At 64.4% G+C, this 16563-nt stretch carries 14 protein-coding genes and 1 pseudogene; 12 read left to right on the top strand and 3 right to left on the bottom strand.

Going from position 1 to position 16563, the window contains the following annotated elements; translation table 11 throughout:
- Positions 1-384 precede the first annotated feature (384 nt).
- Positions 385-1385: pseudogene (locus I6F35_RS15250) on the top strand (alpha/beta fold hydrolase).
- 6 nt (positions 1386-1391) lie between these two features.
- On the opposite strand, the gene I6F35_RS15245 reads toward I6F35_RS15250, so the two are convergent.
- Positions 1392-2480 carry a mandelate racemase/muconate lactonizing enzyme family protein gene (locus I6F35_RS15245; protein WP_225118503.1) on the bottom strand — a complete coding sequence of 363 codons (1089 nt, stop codon included), beginning with the start codon at positions 2478-2480 and terminating at the stop codon, positions 1392-1394.
- Between the two features lie 193 nt (positions 2481-2673).
- On the opposite strand from I6F35_RS15245, the gene I6F35_RS15240 reads away from it, so the two are divergent.
- The 11 genes from I6F35_RS15240 to I6F35_RS15190 all read left to right on the top strand — a co-directional run bounded on the left by I6F35_RS15240 (position 2674) and on the right by I6F35_RS15190 (position 12591).
- Positions 2674-3732 carry a catalase family peroxidase gene (locus tag I6F35_RS15240; protein WP_225118502.1) on the top strand — a complete coding sequence of 353 codons (1059 nt, stop codon included), beginning with the start codon at positions 2674-2676 and terminating at the stop codon, positions 3730-3732.
- On the top strand, positions 3729-4307 hold the full coding sequence (locus tag I6F35_RS15235; RefSeq protein WP_225118501.1) for a cytochrome b: 579 nt from the start codon (positions 3729-3731) through the stop codon (positions 4305-4307). Before I6F35_RS15240 ends, I6F35_RS15235 begins: the two co-directional genes overlap by 4 nt.
- Before the next feature lie 255 nt (positions 4308-4562).
- A complete protein-coding gene (locus tag I6F35_RS15230) occupies positions 4563-5357 on the top strand; it encodes an alpha/beta hydrolase (RefSeq protein WP_225118500.1) in 795 nt (264 codons plus the stop codon).
- Between the two features lie 130 nt (positions 5358-5487).
- Positions 5488-7137: a malonate decarboxylase subunit alpha gene (gene mdcA, locus I6F35_RS15225; RefSeq protein ID WP_225118685.1), complete on the top strand. Its 1650-nt coding sequence runs from the start codon at positions 5488-5490 to the stop codon at positions 7135-7137.
- A gap of 13 nt (positions 7138-7150) precedes the next feature.
- Positions 7151-7468, top strand: a complete 318-nt coding sequence (gene mdcC, locus I6F35_RS15220; protein ID WP_225118499.1) for a malonate decarboxylase acyl carrier protein — start codon at positions 7151-7153, stop codon at positions 7466-7468.
- On the top strand, positions 7465-8403 hold the full coding sequence (locus I6F35_RS15215; RefSeq protein WP_225118498.1) for a biotin-independent malonate decarboxylase subunit beta: 939 nt from the start codon (positions 7465-7467) through the stop codon (positions 8401-8403). The genes mdcC and I6F35_RS15215 overlap by 4 nt, the downstream gene beginning before the upstream one ends.
- Positions 8390-9112, top strand: coding sequence for a biotin-independent malonate decarboxylase subunit gamma (mdcE, locus tag I6F35_RS15210; protein ID WP_225118497.1), 723 nt, complete (start codon positions 8390-8392; stop codon positions 9110-9112). The genes I6F35_RS15215 and mdcE overlap by 14 nt, the downstream gene beginning before the upstream one ends.
- Before the next feature lie 7 nt (positions 9113-9119).
- Positions 9120-9767, top strand: a complete 648-nt coding sequence (mdcG, locus tag I6F35_RS15205; protein WP_225118496.1) for a malonate decarboxylase holo-[acyl-carrier-protein] synthase — start codon at positions 9120-9122, stop codon at positions 9765-9767.
- The gene (gene mdcB, locus I6F35_RS15200) at positions 9764-10651 is read left to right on the top strand and encodes a triphosphoribosyl-dephospho-CoA synthase MdcB (RefSeq protein ID WP_225118495.1); all 888 of its coding nucleotides are present in this window, start codon (positions 9764-9766) and stop codon (positions 10649-10651) included. Before mdcG ends, mdcB begins: the two co-directional genes overlap by 4 nt.
- Positions 10651-11598: an AEC family transporter gene (locus I6F35_RS15195; protein WP_346283165.1), complete on the top strand. Its 948-nt coding sequence runs from the start codon at positions 10651-10653 to the stop codon at positions 11596-11598. The genes mdcB and I6F35_RS15195 overlap by 1 nt, the downstream gene beginning before the upstream one ends.
- Before the next feature lie 54 nt (positions 11599-11652).
- On the top strand, positions 11653-12591 hold the full coding sequence (locus I6F35_RS15190) for an acyltransferase domain-containing protein (RefSeq protein ID WP_225118494.1): 939 nt from the start codon (positions 11653-11655) through the stop codon (positions 12589-12591).
- A gap of 3 nt (positions 12592-12594) precedes the next feature.
- Here I6F35_RS15190 and I6F35_RS15185 read toward each other — a convergent pair whose 3' ends face one another.
- Both I6F35_RS15185 and I6F35_RS15180 read right to left on the bottom strand, forming a co-directional pair.
- Positions 12595-13302: a hypothetical protein gene (locus I6F35_RS15185; protein ID WP_225118493.1), complete on the bottom strand. Its 708-nt coding sequence runs from the start codon at positions 13300-13302 to the stop codon at positions 12595-12597.
- 79 nt (positions 13303-13381) lie between these two features.
- Positions 13382-16225 carry a winged helix-turn-helix domain-containing protein gene (locus I6F35_RS15180; RefSeq protein ID WP_225118492.1) on the bottom strand — a complete coding sequence of 948 codons (2844 nt, stop codon included), beginning with the start codon at positions 16223-16225 and terminating at the stop codon, positions 13382-13384.
- Between the last annotated feature and the right edge of the window lie 338 nt (positions 16226-16563).

Raw genomic sequence — 16563 nt, 5'->3', positions numbered from 1 at the left:
CGACAGCAGGGAACGTTCTATCGCCCGCTTGGGCGTCGCCACCACAAGTTTGGTCCGATTCGGCACCGTTCAGCTATGGCCAGCAGCGGAACTTGCCGAGACGCCGAGCAGTCCGATGGCCGCGGCACCGGTTGACCTTTACCTTCCTGCTTAGGCGAATTCGAAACGGCGGCACGAGCAGACCTATGGATCAGAACAAGCGGGCCCATGTCGCGTGGCGCTTCACTCGCCGAAAGCCGTTCGCAGCACAAATACGGATTGAATATGCGGGTATAGCGCGGGCAGATGGTCCGGCCTGTCAGGCGCGTGCACGCTTTGCGGAGAATCAACATGCCGGCTGGTCGACAGTAGTAGGATGTCTGTACTCTCTCCTGAGGAGCTGCGATGAGCGGCGTGAAACTTGTCCTGTTGGCCACATCGCTTGCTCTGGCGGGAATAGCCGGTGCAGTCATTCTTCTCTACGTGAGCGAGCTTGACCGCGCCCGCGAGGCTACGGGCAGGGGCAGCTTGATTGCCGACACGCGCGCGGGACCGATCGAGTATGGCGAGACCGGCGCCGGTCTTCCGCTCCTGTCGATCCATGGCGCCGGTGGCGGCTTCGACCATGGCCTCGCCAATGCGGTCGAGATCGCGGGTGAGGGATTTCGGATCATCGCGCCTTCCCGCTTCGGTTATCTGCGCACGCCTATTCCAGGCGATGTTTCTCCGGCGGCCCAGGCCGATGCGCATGCCGCGCTTCTTTCGCAACTGAACATCTCAGAGATCGCCGTGGTCGGCATATCGGCGGGGCGCGCTCGGCGATCGAGCTGGCGTTGCGTCATCCGGACAAAATCTCGGCGCTGATCCTGATCAGCCCCGGCACGTACTCGCCGACAAGCCCGGTGTCGGTGGAAGCCAGCCGTGGCAGCCGGTTCACGTTCTGGCTGGTCAATCGTGGGGCCGATTTTGTCTGGTGGGCCGCCGAGAAGATCGCGCCATCGATGCTCATCCGATTCATCGGCGTGCCGCCAGAGCTGGTGGCCGCGTCGCCGGCAGCCGAGCGTGACCGCGTCATGAACATTGTCAGGGCGATCGAGCCGCTGTCGCTGCGCTTTCCCGGCATCAATATCGACAGCAACCCGGAACTTCGCGAATTGCCGCTGGGAAACATCACCGCGCCGACGCTGATCGTCTCATCACGCGATGACGGCTTCAATACCTTGCCTGCCGCCGAATTCGCGGCGAGCAAGATTCCCCGCGCGAAGCTGCTCGTCTATGACACCGGCGGCCATCTCTTGGTGGGACGCCAGGCGGAGCTTCGCACGACCGTGCGCAGCTTTCTTCTCGCAGCGCACCTGATCCCTGGGCGTGCTGTCCTTGAGTTCGATCCTCAGAGAGCGAATTAGTTCGGCTCACGCGGCGAGGCTCTGCAGTCCCTTCCAGTCGAAATTGATGCCATGGCCCGCCCGCGTTGGCGCCAGCGCCATGCCTTCTTCGAGCACCAGCGGATGCTCGATGTAGCGATCGAGGCCAAAGCCGTGGGCCTCGAGGTAGGAGCGGTTCGGGCAGGCCGCGAGCAGGTGCACGGTGATGTCGTGCGCGCCGTGGCTGGTGACGGGAAGATTGAAGGCTTCCGCCAGCCGCGCAATCTTCATGAAGCAGGTCACGCCGCCGCAATTGGTGACGTCAGGCTCCGGATAGGAGACCGCGCCGTTGGCGATGTAGTTCTTGAACTCCCACAGCGTGCGTAAGTTCTCTCCCGCTGCGATCGGCACGCCGCCTGCGGCGAGGATACGCGCGTGGCCGGCGACGTCGTCGGGAATGATCGGCTCTTCGAGCCAGGTGAGATCATAGGGCTGCAGCGCCCGCGCGGCGCGGATGGCTTCCTCCACCGTCCATTTCATGTTGGCGTCGGCCATCAGGGGAAAGCCGTCGCCGAGATGCTTGCGCATCGCCTTGACGCGCGCAACATCGGAGCCGAGATCGGGACGGCCCACCTTCATCTTGATGGCGCGAAAGCCCTTGCCCAGATTGTCGTCGGTCTGCTTCAGCAGGGCCTCGACCGACAGGTCGAGGTCGATGCCGCCGGCGTAGCAGGGGACGCGCTGATCGAACCCGCCGAGCAGCCGCCACAGCGGCAGCGCGGCGCGCCGCGCCTTCAGGTCCCAGAGCGCGATGTCCAGCGCCGAGAGCGCGAGCACGGTGGGGCCGCCGCGCCCGCCATAATGCAGGCCCCACCAGACATGGTGCCACAGCGCTTCGGTGTCGTCGGCCTCGCGTCCCTCGATCAATTCGGGAACTTCGCGCCGGAGAATATCGGCGGTCGCGCCGCCATTACGGCCGACCGTGTAGGTGTAGCCGACGCCTTCGGCGCCGTCGGAATCGTGCGCGCGAACGGTAATGAGCTCGAATGCCGCAATTTCGCCATGAGTGCTATCCGACAGCATGACCGACAGCGGAATCCGGTAGAGCCCGGTCTCGATATTCCTGATACGTGCCATTGCGTTTCCACCTGTTTTTTCGTGCAGGTTAGGACGATGGCGGCGGATCGACAATCCCCTGCCGCGGAGCCTGCGGCATATGCCAGCCGTGCGATTTTGAAAGAGTCTCGGCAGGTTGGGAAGACCGGAGGATGCGCAAGACGAATAGTGATGGACACAGGACAAATTTATCCGTCGTCATCATGAGGTCTGAATGCTCCAGCCACGCTCATCTACCGCACGTTCCGTGCTCGGATCATTCGTGCTGATCGGCGTCGTCGTCGCCGGCAGCGCCGCCGCCTTCGCCTACACCGCGGGATGGCTTTCGCCCGAGCGCCTCACACCCTGGAAGATGCTCCAGGCGCTGGCGCCTCCCAGCGGCCCGGCGCTCGGTCACCGCCGCAATCACGCCAAGGGCATCTGCTTCACCGGCGTTTTCGAATCCAATGGCAATGGTGCGGCGCTCTCGCGCGCCTCGGTGCTGGCCGCCGGTCAGTATCCGGCGCTGGGACGCTTCAATCTCGGTACGCCCAATCCGGAGGCCGCGGATGCGACCGTCCGCGTGCGCGGCATCGGATTGCGGATCACGCCTCCCGATGGTCAGGAATGGCGCACGGCGATGATCAATGCGCCGGTCTTTGCCGTCTCCACGCCGGAAGGTTTTCACGAACTCTTGCTGGCGGCCGGCAGCAAGGATCCCAACGCCATGAAGGTGTTTGCCGAAGCGCATCCCGAGTTTGCGTCGTTCGGCGCGTGGGCCAAGAATGCGCCCTGGACCGGCAGCTATGCCGAGGATCGCTTCAACGGTCTCAACAGTTTCATCTTCACCGACGGTTCCGGAGCCGATCACGCCGTGCGCTGGTCGCTGCTGCCGGCAGCCCAAGTCGTTCCGGTGACGCAGGATGATCTCAAGAAGCTCGATCCTGACTTCCTTGAGCAGGAGATCACCCAGCGGGTTCGCAGCGGTCCGCTGCGCTGGACCATGACGGTGACCGTCGCCAACCCGGGCGATCCCACGGCGGATCCGACCAAAGCCTGGCCGGAGGATCGTCGCACCGTCGAGGTCGGCACGCTCGTCGTGCAGCGGATCGAAGGCGAGGCGGATGGTCCGTGCCGCGACATCAACTTCGATCCGACCGTGCTGCCCCCGGGCATGCGCACCTCGGATGATCCTTTCCCGGCGGCGCGCTCGTCGGTCTACGCCAAATCGTACGATCTCCGCACCGCGGAGGCCAAGGATTATCCACGAACCGTAGCGGGCCCGAAGCCATGAACGCCATCCGTCATCACTTCTCTCCACTTCAGCGTCTGCTGCACTGGGTCATGGCCATCTGCATTCTGGCGATGCTGTTCATCGGCGTCGGCATGGTATCTACGATCATGCCGAAATACGTGCCGCTGGTCGCAATCCACAAGACGCTCGGCACGGCCATCCTGGTGCTGGCGCTGATCCGCCTGGTCACTCGCTTCTACTATGGCGCGCCGGCGCTGCCGGCCGATCTGCCCGAGCCGATGAAGCTCGCCGCGGAATTGTCGCATTACGCGCTCTACGCCTTGATGATCGGCATGCCCTTGCTCGGCTGGGCCATGCTGTCGGCGTCCGCCTATCCCGTCGAGCTCTATGGCGGCATCTACCTTCCCGCGATCCTGCCGCAGAGCGACAGCGTGCGTACGCTATTGTGGAATGCCCACTACTATCTCGCCTTTGCATTCTTCGCGCTGATCCTGATGCACGCTGCCGCCGCGCTGTTCCACGCGCTGGTTCGCCATGACGGCGTGTTCGAGGCGATGGCGCCGGTGCCGATCCGCGATGAGGTCACGCGGGTCGAGTACACGGCGGCTGAGTGACATCACGAGACCCACTTGCGATGATACGAGCAAGCGGGTCTTGGCGCTTGCTAGCACCACAAGGTGACGCGAGCGACGCTCGGCGGCAAAAATCCCTGACGCGAGCCAATCAATTCGACGTGTCAAGATTGCGAGCGGATCGCACCGACGGCATCATTCAACGGCGTGCAAAGTCGAAATCGCACCTGGTTATAGAAATACGCGAGACAGTCTCTGCCTCTATGGTTAGCAGCACCCAACCTGGAGTCTTCGGACATGAAACACGTTAAAGCCTGCCTCGCCTTTGCGGCCGCTCTTTCTCTCGCCTGGGCAATCGTCCCGGCGAATGCCGAACCGCTCAAGAACATCGTGCTGGTGCACGGTGCCTGGGTGGACGCGTCGGGCTGGAAGCCCGTGTATGAAATCCTCACCAAGGAGGGATTCCATGTCACCATGGTGCAGGAGCCGGAAACCTCTTTTGCCGATGACGTGACGGCGGCGAAACGAATTCTCGACCTGCAGGACGGACCGACGCTGCTCGTCGGCCACAGCTATGGCGGTTCGATCATCACCGAGGTCGGCGTTCATCCGAACGTGGTCGGCCTCGTCTACGTCGCCGCAAACGCGCCCGACGTCGGCGAAGACGAAGGCTCGCTTGCCAAGTTGAAGCCAAGCGTCCTGGCCAAGACCGAGGGAGCGATCAAGATCACGCCTGACAAGTACACCTACCTCGAACCGACTTTATTTCCCGTGCTGTTCGCTCCCAATCTGCCACGCGAGCGAGCGGAATTCATGGGCCGTTCGCAGGTGCTGGCCGCGGCCAGGGTCTTCAACACACCGCTGACCGCAGCGGCATGGAAGGCAAAGCCGAGTTGGGGTATCGTCGCGGGAGACGACCGTATCATCAATCCCGATCTCGAGCGCTGGTACTACGCCCGGGCCAAGAGTCACACGACGGTCATCGAGGGCGTCGGCCACGACGTGTTTGAAGCACGTCCAAAGGAAGTCGCGGCCGTGATCACGGAAGCGGCCCGAAACGCTGAGACCTACGCCGCTCGCGCTCAAAAATAGAGCGCTGCAAAAGATAGATCCGCAAAGAACAGGCGGAATGTCCCAACGGGAAATTCCGCCAGAACACCCATCGGCCAGACCAGGATGATTCCAGATGTTGACGTCCAGAAATGCTGAGGCGGCCGGCCGGATGGCAACGACGTGGCAGCATCAGCGCGAAGCGCGCGATGCGCGCCTCGAGGCCGGCACCAGGCTCGCACGCGGCAAGATCGTGGAGGCGCGCGACGCGACGCGACTGATGGAAGCCGTCATCCGGCCCGGCGATCGCGTTTGCCTGGAGGGCGACAATCAGAAGCAGGCTGATCTGCTCAGCCGCGCGCTTCTCGCCGTCGATCTTGCCAAGGTGAAAGACCTGCACATGGTGCAATCCGGCGTCGTGCTGCCCGAGCATCTTGACCTGTTCGACCGCGGCGTGGCGAAGAAACTGGACTACGCCTATTCCGGTCCGCAATCCTCACGCATCGCGCAGATGCTGTTCGGCGGCAAGATCGAACTGGGAGCGATCCATACCTATCTCGAGCTGTTTGCCCGCTACTTCATTGATCTTACGCCGCAGGTCGCGCTGATCGCTGCTGTCAGCGCCGACCGCGAAGGCAATCTCTATACCGGGCCGAACACCGAGGACACGCCGACCGTGGTCGAGGCGACCGCCTTCAAGGACGGCATCGTGATTGCCCAGGTCAATGAAGTCGTCGACAAGGTGCCGCGCGTCGATATCCCGGCTGATCGCGTCCATTTCATCGTCGAGGCGGACAAGCCGTTCTTTGTCGAGCCGCTTTTCACCCGCGATCCGGCGGCCATTACCGAAGGCCAGATCCTGACCGCGATGCTTGCGATCAAGGGCATCTATGCGCCCTATAGCGTGCGGCGGCTCAATCACGGCATCGGCTTCAGCACGGCGGCGATCGAACTGCTGCTGCCGACCTATGCCGAGAAGTTGGGCCTGAAAGGCAAGATCGCGAGCCATTTTGCGCTCAATCCTCATCCCGCCCTGATTCCCGCGATCGAGTCCGGCTGGGTCCAACAGATCCATTCCTTTGGTTCCGAGGTCGGCATGGACGATTACATTCGGGCCCGATCCGACATCTACTTCACGGGACCGGACGGCTCGCTGCGCTCCAACCGCGCTTTCTGCCAGACCGCCGGCCTCTATGCCTGCGACATGTTCATCGGCTCAACCCTGCAGATCGACCTGCAAGGCAATTCCTCTACGGTGACTGCGTCGCGCATCGCGGGCTTCGGTGGCGCGCCGAACATGGGCGCCGATGCCCGCGGGCGGCGCCATCCGAGCGAGCCCTGGCTGCAGGCCGGCCGCGAGGCTGATCCCGACGGTTCGGCGCTGCTCCGCCGTGGCCGCAAGCTGGTGGTGCAGATCGGCGAGACCTTTGGCGAAAAGAATGTGCCTTTGTTCGTCGAGAAGCTCGATGCGCTCGCGCTCGCCGAGAAGCTCAAGCTCGAGTTGGCGCCGGTGATGATCTATGGCGACGACGTCACCCACATCGTCACGGAGGAGGGCGTCGCCAATCTGTTGATGTGCCGGGACGCGAACGAGCGGGAGCAGGCGATCCGCGGCGTCGCCGGCTACACCGATGTCGGCCGTAACAGGGACAGGAAAATGGTGCAGCAGTTGCGCGAGCGCGGCGTGATCCGCAGGCCGGAGGATCTTGGCATCGATCCGCTCGACGCCGACAGGAGCATGCTGGCGGCGCGCTCGATCAAGGATCTGGTCCGATGGTCGGGCGGGCTCTACGCGCCGCCTTCGCAATTCCGTAACTGGTGAGAGGATCGCCGCGATGGAAGACTTGAGTTTTCACCATCAGGCCCGCACTCGTGCCGGCGGGACCAGGCAAATGGCCATCATCGGCGTGGTCGCGTCCGGCAATCTGGAAGTGCTGGCGGAGCGTGTCTTGCCCGAAACGGAATGCCTGCTGGAGATCAAGACGGCGGCCGAAGGCTTTGGCGAGGTGTGGGATGCCGTGGTCGCCGACTTCGTCGAGCGCTACTCGCCCGGCGGGCTCAAATTCTCGATCAATGACGGCGGCGCGCGGCCGGACACCGTATCGCTGCGTCTCGCCCAGGCGGTGCGGCTGATGGCGGAGGACGAGCAATGAGCATTGCGGAACTGGAAAAGCCGTCGGTGGAGCAGGCCCGCGCGACGAGCTTCTACGAAGCGTCAGCGCGGGCACGGGTCCGGCTGCTGCTCGATCCCGGAAGCTTTGTCGAATTCATCGGCCCCGAGAAACGCGAGGTCAGCCCGCATCTGAAGCTGTTCGATCTTCCCGAGCAGTTCGATGACGGCATCATCGTGGGCCATGGCCGCCTTGCCGGATCGCCGGTCTTCATCGCGGCGCAGGAAGGCCGCTTCATGGGCGGGGCTTTCGGTGAGGTCCACGGCGCCAAGCTGGTTGGATTGCTGCGGGCGGCGAAAGAACTCAAGTCGATCCCGGTATTGATCCTGTTCGACACCGGCGGCGTGCGCTTGCAGGAGGCCAATGCGGGCGAGCTCGCCATTGCCGAGATCATGCGCGCCGTGATCGAGGCGCGGACCGCCGGCGTGAAGGTGATCGGGCTGATCGGCGGCCGCTCGGGATGCTACGGCGGCGGCGGATTGATCGCGGGCTGCTGTTCGGCGCTGGCGGTGTCCGAGCAGGGGCGTATCGCCGTCTCCGGTCCCGAAGTCATCGAGACCAACCGCGGCGTGGAAGAGTTCGACTCGCGCGACCGCGCCCTGGTCTGGCGCACGATGGGCGGCAAGCACCGGCGGCTGATCGGTGGCGCCGACCTGTTCGCCGACGACACGGTGCAAGCCTTTCGTGAGGCTGCGCTGGAACTGCTTGAGACGACGGCGGGCTTCGGCATCGACACGTTGAATGCCGAGCAATCCCGCCTTGAAGATCGATTGCAGCGCTTTGGCGCCTGCAGGGATGCGGTCGACATCTGGGTAGCGGAGGGCGTTCCGGACGCCGGGTCCGTTCCTGCGTTGCCGGCCGATCAGTTCATCGAACTTGCCGACAAGGTCCGGAGGATTGCCCGTGACGCTCGATAGTATTCTCGCTTCGATGTTTCCCGACGGCCACGACGTGAAGAACGACAGTGGCGTTCTGCTGGGATCGGGCACGTTGCGATCCGGCGGCCGCGCGCTGGTCATCGGTGTCGCTGATAGAGCCGCGCTCGGCGTCGACGAGGCCGTCAAGCTCTCTGGATATGTACTTGCTTCGCTCAAGAGCGGAAGCGGTCCGATCCTGGTCATCGTCGACAGCGACAGCCAGCGCATGAGCAAACGCGACGAACTGCTGGGGCTGAACGAGTTCCTGGCCCATCTCGCCAAGTCGCTGATCCATGCGGACATCCAGGGACGGCCGACCATCGGGCTCTTGTATGGCCACTCGGCGGCCGGTGCATTTCTTGCGACCGCGCTTGCGACCCGCATGCTGGTGGGATTGCCCGGCGCGGATCCGGCGGTGATGGACCTGCCGTCGATGTCCAAGGTGACGAAATTGCCGATCGAGGTGCTCGAAGAGAAAGCCAAATCCACGCCGGTATTCGCTCCCGGCCTGCAAAATCTCGCTCAGCTCGGCGCCGTTCATGTCACCTGGGACGACACCGTCTCGCTGGCCGATCAACTGGAAAAACTGCTGCGCAACATGCCCGATGCGCGCGACCGACGGGACGCGCTCGGTCACGAACGCGGTGGCCGCGTGAAGGCTGCAGATATCGCGGGGCGTGTTCGTGAGCTTGCCCTGCAAACCCGCTGAGGGACCGATGAGACGCCATGACCTGATCTTCGTCCGCCCCGAGAGCTGGAGCGCGGCGCTTGCTGTGCGGGGCGATCTGGCGGCCGATCCGCTGGTCGCGCCATGGGTCGAGAACGGCTGGCCATTGATCGGGCGGCGTGCCACGCCTTGCGAGCGACACGGCGTGGCGCTGGGCCTGCCATTGCCGCCCTTTGCCGGCAAGCGGCGGCTTTCCTTCCTGATGCAGGCCGCAGACGTGCTCTTGATCGCGCCGCCGCCCTCGTTGGAGGCAGCCAGCAGAACGGCGCCACCCGCGTGGCGGGCCACGCTCGAGCGTCTCGATGACCTCGCTTCGGTTCATTCGGTGGAGGCAAGGGTGTTCGGCAGCCTCGCCTGGCGCGTGTTGACCGGGCTCGATTACCTGACCGATCGTTCCGATCTCGACCTGCTGCTGCGCATTGATTGCGCTACCGATGTTGCAGGCCTCGTTGCAGGCCTCGCCGAGATCGAGGCCCTCGCGCCGATGCGGATCGATGGCGAACTGGTCCGCGACGACGGCGCGGCCGTGAACTGGCGGGAGTTGCACGCGGGCGCGGAGCAGGTCCTCGTCAAGACCATCGGCGGCGTCGCCTTGCGCGACACGAGTCTCTTTCTTGCCGGGGAGATGCCGTCATGACGCTGGCTCTGGCATGGCGCGCCCAGCGGGCGCAGCCGCCACAGGTGCGGGCGCCGTGTGCGCCCGACGCCGCGGCGATCGCGGCAAGCGCCGTCGATTGCCTGCTGCTGGAATTGGAGACATGGCCGAAGCCCGGCCTCGTGAGCCATATCGATCGTGGCAGCCATGACGACATGGATGCCGAGACGCTGCGCGTCAGTGCGGAAACCATTGGCCCGTATTTCGCTGCGTTGGCGGATGGCGGCGCCGGCGGCTGCGCGATGGAGCGGCTGAGGGTCATCGGTCTCGAGGCCGAGGCGGCGATGTTCGCGGCGACGTCAGGCATCAATACCCATCGCGGCGCCATCTTCGGCCTCGGACTGCTGTGCGCGGCGGCCGGAGCAAGAAGCAACGGACGAGTCGATCCCGCTTTGTCATTGGGAGCAACCGTGACGCGCCTGTGGGGTAGCAGCATTCTCGTTGGACCCGTGCTGCTCCACAGCCATGGCATGAGGGCCCGTCGTCGCTTCGGCGCTGGCGGCGCGCGCGCGGAAGCGGCCAATGGATTTCCCAGCGTCTACCAGGTCGGCCTGACGGCGTTGCGCAGAGGAGCTCTTATTGCCGCCGATGATGCGGAGGCCGCGCGGGTCGAAGCATGCTTTGCGCTGATCGCCGCGGTCGAGGACACCAACCTGCTGCACCGCGGCGGGCTCGACGGCCTGCTGTATGCGCGCCGCGTGGCGCGGCAGTTTCTCGGCCAGGGCGGCGTCGGTGCGCCCGGTTGGCGGGAGCGCGCCGGCGCGATTCACCAACGCTTTGTCGCCCGCCGGCTCAGCCCCGGCGGATCGGCCGATCTCCTGGCCATGACCCTCTTCGTCGACGCTCACGAAAGGTCCTGTCCCTGATGTCCAATGCGATCCTGTTGGCGCTGGCGCCGGTGTTCTTCGTGATGCTGCTCGGTTTCGGCGCCGGCAGGCTCCGCATCGTCGACAACCACCAGGTCGATGGCCTGAACTCTCTTGTCATGGGCTTTGCGCTGCCGGCATCGCTGTTCGCGGCGACCGCATCGGCGCCGCGCAGCGAAATGCTCGAACAGGCGCCGCTGTTCGCAGTCTTCAGCGTGGTCATGCTGATCGTTTACTTCGCATGGTATTTTGGCATGCGCGCTAGCACCGCCGTCTCCAGGGCCGAAGCGTCGGTCCAGGCGCTGACGATCGCCTTTCCCAATCTCGCCGGCGTCGGTCTGCCGATCATGTCGTCCGTGCTAGGGCCGGCCGGAACGGTCCCGGTCGCGGTTGCGCTCGCAGCCGGCTCCATCGTTGTCAGCCCGTTGACGCTGATCATCGTCGAGATGAGCACCAGGAAGGAGACGGCGGTCGGCACTCCCGCGGTGCAGATGCTCAGGGCGCTGGGGCGCACGCTGACAAAGCCGGTCGTCATCGCGCCGGCGCTGGGTATCGTGTTGTCGCTGTCCCGATTGGAACTCGGTCCGGTCGCGGACGCCTGCCTGCTGCTGATCGGGCATGCCGCTCCCGGCGTCGCGCTGTTCCTGACCGGCCTGGTGATCTCGGCCCAGCCGTTCCAGCTGGATTGGAAAGCGGTGTCCGCGACTGCCATGGCCGACGTCATCCGGCCGCTGCTTGCGGTCGCGGTCGTCGCCGTCGTGCCGGTCTCCGCTGGCATCGGCAAAGTGGCCATCCTGCTCGCGGCCGTGCCTTCCGGCTTCTTCGGCATTTTGTTCGCCGTAAACTATCGCCTGAATCCGGGGACGGCGGGATCCATGGTCACCGCCAGCACCGTAGTCAGCATCGTGACGATGGCGATCGCCATCACCGTGCTGTTTCCTCACTAAGTGGAAACCGGTTTTCCGAAAGGATCATGCTCAAACAGGAAGAGGCGCGCAGCCATGACCCTCGCAATCCTCTGCTCCGGGCAGGGATGGCAACACCGCGATATGTTCGCTCTTACCGGCGATGCGCCGGAGGCGGCAGGCCTGTTTGCCCACGCCGCGGTACTGCTTGGCGGCCGGGATCCGCGCGAGATCGTCCGCAGCGAAACTGCGGAGGCGCTGCATCACAACCGCATCGGCCAGATCCTCTGCACGCTGCAGGCGCTGGCCGCGGCGTCTGCGCTGCGCGCCCACTTGCCCGACCGGCTCATCATTGCCGGCTACAGCGTTGGCGAGGTGGCGGCCTGGGGCGTTGCGGGCCTGGTGAGCATGGCAGATACGCTCGACCTGGTGGCGCGCCGCGCGGAAGTGATGGACGCTGCCACATTGCCCGGCGATGGAATGCTGTTCGTTCGCGGCCTTCCGCGCGAGACAATCGACCGCTTGTGCGAACGGCACGATGCCGCGGTCGCCATCGTCAATCCGGGCGATGCCTTCGTCCTCGGCGGCAGCCGCGCAACGTTGGAAGCGCTCGCCGATGATGCAAAGGCGATGAATGCGGCCAGGATCGTCGATGTGCCGGTCGAAGTCGCATCACACACCAGACGACTTGCGAACGCGTCGACGGAATTCCGCGAGCGACTAAGCGAGCTTGCCGTGACAGTCCCGCCACCCACCGGCATACGGCTCCTGAGCGGGATAGATGCTGCGCCCGTCATCGATGTCAGAACCGGTCTCGACAAGCTGGCAACGCAGATATCGCAAACGGTGCAATGGGCCGATTGCCTGCAGGCATGCATCGAGAGCGAGGCGACGGTCTTTCTGGAACTCGGGCCGGGCCGGGCGCTGAGCGAGATGGTGGCTGGCGCCTATCATGACGTCGCGGCGCGATCCCTGGAGGACTTCCGGACGCTGGACGGAGTTCGCGCCTGGCTGGCAGCCCGTGTCGATCGTTGAGGGCTACTCGAATGACGCGTCGAAGATCTCGATGTCGATCAGCGCCGGCTTCGCAACCAGCGTGCCGTCGGGCTGGCGAGACAGGCAACGCCGAAGCGTCGGGATGACGATGTCGTTGAACTTCTGATGCGCCCAGGTCAAATGCGCGACTGGCGTCCCCGCCGCCTGGTAGTCCAATCGCCGCTGAAGCCCGTCGCTATCGAAGTAGAAGATCTGCTCCTTCGAATGCGTCACGATGGTCGGCGGAAATATCGCGCGCAGACGCCGCCAGATCTGGCTGCCGGCGTTCCAGGGCGGCAATTCCTCGGTCTCAATTTCCGGTTGCGCCAGCAGGAACGGGGTGGTCAAGCAGTTCCAGAGCGAGAGACCGCAAAAATAGGCCAGGTGCAGATCGTCCCACGGCGTGTCGTCGTGACGATCCGAAAAGGCCGTCTGCGGGTTGCGACATGATCGCAGGATCTCGCCCTGGAGGCTCTGGATCGCGACCCAGTCGGGCTGATACAGGCCGCATTTGTCGGGGGCGGTGAAGCCGGTGAGCTGGAGCGTCTGGACTCCGGTCGATCCCTCCACGACCATGTCCTTGAGCCGTCCCGCGTTGCCGATGTGGGAGAAAAGCGCGCCATCGATGGAAACGTGGACGGTGAATCTCTTCAACCGACGCCATCGTTCCAGGCCGCCGCAGGCCTCGAGGGCGTCATCAAGCAGTCCCATTCGCAAATCCCGTCTTCGACCAGCTCCACACTCAGAAAGAGCATGGCCCAGGGGAGGTAAATTTGCGCGTTAGATGTTGTTAGATGCTCGGAGCCAGCTGATCGAGCAGTAGTTTTACGGATCTGAGATCGGCGCTATCGAGGCCTTCGCCGTACCGCGCATAGAGCGGAGCGATCAGCGCATGGGCCTTCGCGGCATTGCCCTGCTCACCCCAGAGCCGTCCCAAGGTGGCAGCCGCCCGCAATTCCCATCCGAGCGCGCCTTGCTCGCGGGCCAGCGTGAGCGACTGCATCAGACAGGTTTCAGCCTCGGATTGCCGGGCCGAGGAAGCCAGCACGTGTCCCTTGACGCGGAGCATCTCCGGCAGATCGAACGATTGACCCGCGCTGTCGCGCTGCGCGATCGCCTCGTCGATGATTCCGAGCGCCTCCTCATATTGCCGCACTTGCACCAGGCCTTCGGCGAGCGCGGCCGCGAACACCGTGCTCAGGATTTTGTGCCGCGTCTGCCGCAATGTTGCGGCGCCCTGACGGAGCAGCTCGATGCCGATCTTGGGCTCGCCGCGGCCGATCAACAGTTCGCCCTTCAGTCCGAGTCCCACGGCCTGGTAGGGCCCGAGAAAATGCCTGGCCGCATGATTGATGAGGCGTTCGATCAGTCTGTCGGCGTCGTCCCAAGCACCGACCCAAAGGAACACGTAGATGGACCATATCAGGCCAATGCCGATCGTGAGCGGCTGCCGTGTGCGCTCGGCCTCGCTGACCGCGTATCTTGCCGCCTTGATGGCACGATCGGGATGCCCCGTCAGCCAGAGGCTGCGTGCAAGAGCCACCAGCGCGACGATCCGGTCATCAGATCCCAGGCGCTGCATGTTGATCTGCAGCCTGGCCGGATCATGGTTCGTGGCGCTGTCGCACTGCAAGACAGCCTTCTTCTGATTTCCGATCAGGTGGTTGGCGACCCCGAGCATCCACTCCGCGGTGCGGATGGCAGCGGCATCGTTCAATGTCCTGGCGACCACCTCGCCGCGCTCGCCGATCACGAGCGCGCCACGATAATCGCCGATCCGGGTGAGATAGATGTGTAGCTCTCGCAGCAGGCACAGCTGCCAGTGCAGGTCGTTGTGGGCCTCCGCCAGTTCCAGGCTGCGGGTGAAGGCCGCATGAACTTCTTCGGTGTTGCCTTGTGTGAACATCAAGGACACGCCGAGCGCGGCCTGAAGCTCCATCTCCTGGCGCTGGTCGACAACTTCTGGATCAAACCCGGCCAGCGCCTGTCGCGCCCAGCGATGGCATTCCGTCAGCAGCGAAAGCTGGAGGAAGAATTGGGCCGATGCCGCGGCAAGCCCTATTCCGATCGCGCGCTCGCCCTGATCCGAGAAGCTCCAATCCAGGGCGGCGCGAACATTGGCAAGATGATCCGCATAGGGAGCGAAGCTGTCGCCGGTCGAGAAGCCCGCGGTTCTCGCGGCGATGCCGGCAAGGAGGTCGCGAAAATAGATCGCATGGTTGCGCGATATCCTGGCAGCTTCTCCGCTTTCCGCAAGCTTCTCGGCGGCGAAAGCGCGCGTGGTGTCGAGCAGTCGATAGCGTATCGGCTGAGCCGTTGACGGCAGCGAGATCAGCGACTTTGCCACCAGGTTTGCGATCGCCTCGACCGCCTCGGCTTCGTCGATCCCACCGCCGCAGGCCACCGCAAGGCCGGCTTCCAGGGTAAAAGTGCCGGCGAACACCGACAGCCTGCGCAGCGTGATGCTTTCGGAAGGCGTGAGCAGATCGTAGCTCCAGCCGAGCGCCGCGCTCAGCGTCTGATGCCTTGGCACCGCGGTGCGTCGGCCCTGCCACAACAGCGAGAAGCGGCTGTTGAGCAGGGTGGCGATGCCCTGGATCCCGTAGGCGTTGACGCGGCCGGCGGCGAGCTCGATCGCAAGCGCGATACCATCGAGCTTGCGGCAGATCTCCGCCACCAGCGGCGCTTCGGTATTGCCGAGCTCGAAGCTGCCGAGGCTCGCGGCGATGCGTTCGACAAACAATTGCGCCGCCGGATAGGCCAGCACGTCAGGAGCGCTGATGGTGGTGCGCTCCGGCGGGCAATCCAGCGGAAACAGCCGGTGAACCTGCTCGCCTTCGGCGCGCAGCGATTCGCGGCTGGTTGCCAGAATAGAGACCTCGGGCGCCTCGCGGATGATGCTTTCGGCGAGCATCGCCAGGCCTTCCAACAGATGCTCGCAACTGTCGAAGATCAGCAGCATGCGTTTCTCGCGCAGAAACGCCAGCATGCTGGGCACCGGATTGTCGGAAGAGACCGAAAGCCCCAGTGCCGATGCCAGCGCGCTCGGCGCCAGGCGCTTGTCCCGCAGCGCGCCGAAGTCGACGAACCTGACCATTCCGCCATAAGCGGGAAGCTGACGGTGCCCCACCGCCAGGGCGACGGCCGTCTTGCCGATGCCGCCTGGTCCGACCACCGTGACCAGGCGGTGGCGCGCGAGCTCGGCGGCAATTTTCTCGATCGTTTCCGTGCGCCCGACCATCCTGGCGATTTGCGCGGGAAGGGGTGGGCCGCTGGCCGGCGGTGCGACGGGCGTCGTCTCCGCACGCATGATCGGCGCGGTGAAGCAATAGCCGCGGCCAGGAACGTTCACCACGTATCGGGCGCCGGATGCGCTGTCTCCAAGCACCTTGCGCAGCGCGCTGACGTGGAAGCGGAGGCTGCCCTCGTCGACGTTCACGTCGGCCCACACGCGGGACACCAAATCCCGCTTGCCGACGACCTCGCCGGCGCGTTCCGCAAGGAAGATCAGGATGTCGAGCGCGCGGCCTCCGATATGTACGGGTTGGCCGTCCTTTTCGAGCAGCCGCGCTTTTGGCAGCAGTCGGAATGGTCCGAATGCCAGCGCCGACTCGTCGGTATTGCCGCCCTGCACGCGCTACCTGCCTGCTACGAAAGCCGCCTTTGGCGAAAGTACGATTTGTGCCCGGATTGGGGCACTAGTTTGGACGGGAGTCCTCGCTGGAGCGGATCGCGACGGACGAGCATGATCCACGCCGGGCTTCCCGAAAGCGTGATGACGTATCTTCGAATCGTCATCCTGCGTTAGCTCTTTGTTTGAGCATGTTTTTTTTCGGGAAACCGGCGCCCATTTTTCCGGATCATGCTCCAGGCTATCGGATCGTCTGTCGCCAGAACCAGCAACCTGTTCGAAGGGAAGCGACAAAGAGATGGTGCATGGAGAGGAAAAGGGGGCGGGGGCCGTCCGGGGAT

This window comes from Bradyrhizobium sp. BRP22, assembly GCF_020194175.1.
Lineage (GTDB): Bacteria > Pseudomonadota > Alphaproteobacteria > Rhizobiales > Xanthobacteraceae > Bradyrhizobium.
The sequence above is the reverse complement of the archived record's forward strand: the minus strand, read 5'-3'. Positions and strand labels throughout refer to the sequence as shown.